This window comes from Exiguobacterium alkaliphilum 12/1, from assembly GCF_000714435.1.
GTDB classification, from domain to species: Bacteria; Bacillota; Bacilli; order Exiguobacteriales; family Exiguobacteriaceae; genus Exiguobacterium; species Exiguobacterium alkaliphilum.
In genome coordinates this window covers 1-1785 of record NZ_JJMW01000034.1, presented here as the reverse complement: position 1 = coordinate 1785, position 1785 = coordinate 1, and the positions used below count along the sequence as shown (strand labels likewise).

Genomic DNA, 1785 nt, shown 5'->3' with positions numbered 1-1785 from the left:
ATAGGACGTTGCCAGGCAACATGAGACGGTCAAGCATCTGCTTGGTCGTCTTTTTCTATGCTTTTCTTCTAAAACTACCTATTATATGAATAAAATTTAAACGATTTCCGAATGTTTTTCCCATACGTTCGCTCAAACGAACACAATTCAGAACTTTCTGAACATCCTCAATTGAATTGCACTTTCTCGTCATACCTGTTACCATTACAGAAATATTTCGAAACAAAGATTCGGGTCCGATAGGAAAGGGGCAATCGATTTTTATGTGGGAAAACAAGTTTGCAAAAGAAGGATTAACATTTGATGACGTCTTACTCGTACCGAGGTTCTCAAACGTCTTACCTAGAGACGTCAACTTAAGTACGAAACTTTGTGAAGGCCTCGAGTTGAATATTCCGGTCATCAGTGCTGGGATGGATACAGTCACAGAAGCACCGATGGCGATTGCGATGGCGCGCCAAGGTGGTCTAGGTGTCATTCACAAGAACATGTCCATGGAAATGCAAGCCGAGCACGTCGATCGCGTCAAACGTTCAGAGAACGGTGTCATCACAAACCCTTTCTATTTAACTCCAGAACGGCAAGTGTATGATGCGGAATATTTGATGAGCAAATATCGGATTTCTGGCGTACCAATCGTCAACTCGGAAACAGAACGAAAACTCATCGGGATTTTGACGAACCGTGACCTTCGTTTCATTAAAGACTATTCCACGGTGATTGAAGACGTCATGACGACTGAAAACTTGGTTACGGCCAAAGTCGGCACATCGCTTGAAGAAGCGGAACGCATCCTTCACCAGCATCGAATCGAGAAGTTACCACTCGTCGATGATGCAGGCATTTTAAAGGGACTCATCACGACGAAAGATATCGAGAAAGTCGAACAATTTCCGCATGCTGCGAAAGATAAGCAAGGTCGTCTCCTCGTCGCGGCTGCAGTCGGAGTCACGGGAGATGCTGCGTCACGTGCACAAATCCTGGTCGATGCCGGCGTTGATGCGCTCGTCGTCGATACGGCGCACGGTCACTCGGCAGGGGTCATCGAGAAAGTAAAAGAACTACGTGACCTTTTCCCGACACTCCCGATCATCGCAGGTAACGTCGCGACGGCGGAAGCGACACGGGCATTGATTGAAGCCGGTGCTTCGGTCATCAAAGTCGGTATCGGTCCTGGTTCGATTTGTACGACACGTGTTGTCGCAGGAGTGGGTGTGCCGCAAATCACGGCTGTCTATGACTGTGTCACAGAAGCCCGTGAACATGGCGTGACGGTCATCGCCGACGGTGGCATCAAATACTCAGGCGATATCGTCAAGGCGATTGCTGCAGGTGCGCATGCTGTCATGCTCGGTAGCCTCTTGGCCGGTGTGAAAGAAAGCCCGGGCGAAATGGAAATTTACCAGGGCCGTCAGTTCAAGACGTATCGTGGAATGGGATCGGAAGCATCGATGAAACGTGGTAGCCAAGACCGTTACTTCCAAGAAGCTGATAAGAAGTTCGTCCCAGAAGGTATCGAAGGACGCGTCGCCTATCGGGGTGAATTGGCCGATACGGTTTACCAACTCATCGGTGGTCTTCGTTCAGGGATGGGCTACTGTGGCGCGGCGGACATTCGTGCGTTGCGTGAAGACACGCAGTTCATCCGCATGACAGGTGCTGGACTGCAAGAGAGCCATCCGCACGATGTGCATATCACAAAAGAAGCACCAAACTACTCAAGATAAAAAAATCCGTTGCTCAAATCGTGAGCATGGGCTAACCTAAATTTTTGAGACAATATAA

The 1785-nt window shown here is 48.7% G+C and carries 1 protein-coding gene; it reads left to right on the top strand.

Annotated features, from left to right (window positions below; all coding sequences use genetic code 11):
- The first annotated feature begins 263 nt into the window (after positions 1–263).
- Complete coding sequence (guaB, locus tag RT52_RS17860; RefSeq protein ID WP_034816610.1) at positions 264–1727, top strand: IMP dehydrogenase; 1464 nt, start codon at positions 264–266, stop codon at positions 1725–1727.
- Positions 1728–1785 lie beyond the last annotated feature (58 nt).

Coding starts and splice junctions, on each gene's coding strand:
- guaB (WP_034816610.1), top strand. CDS start 264: ATGTGGGAAAACAAGTTTGCAAAAGAAGGATTAACATTTGATGACGTC.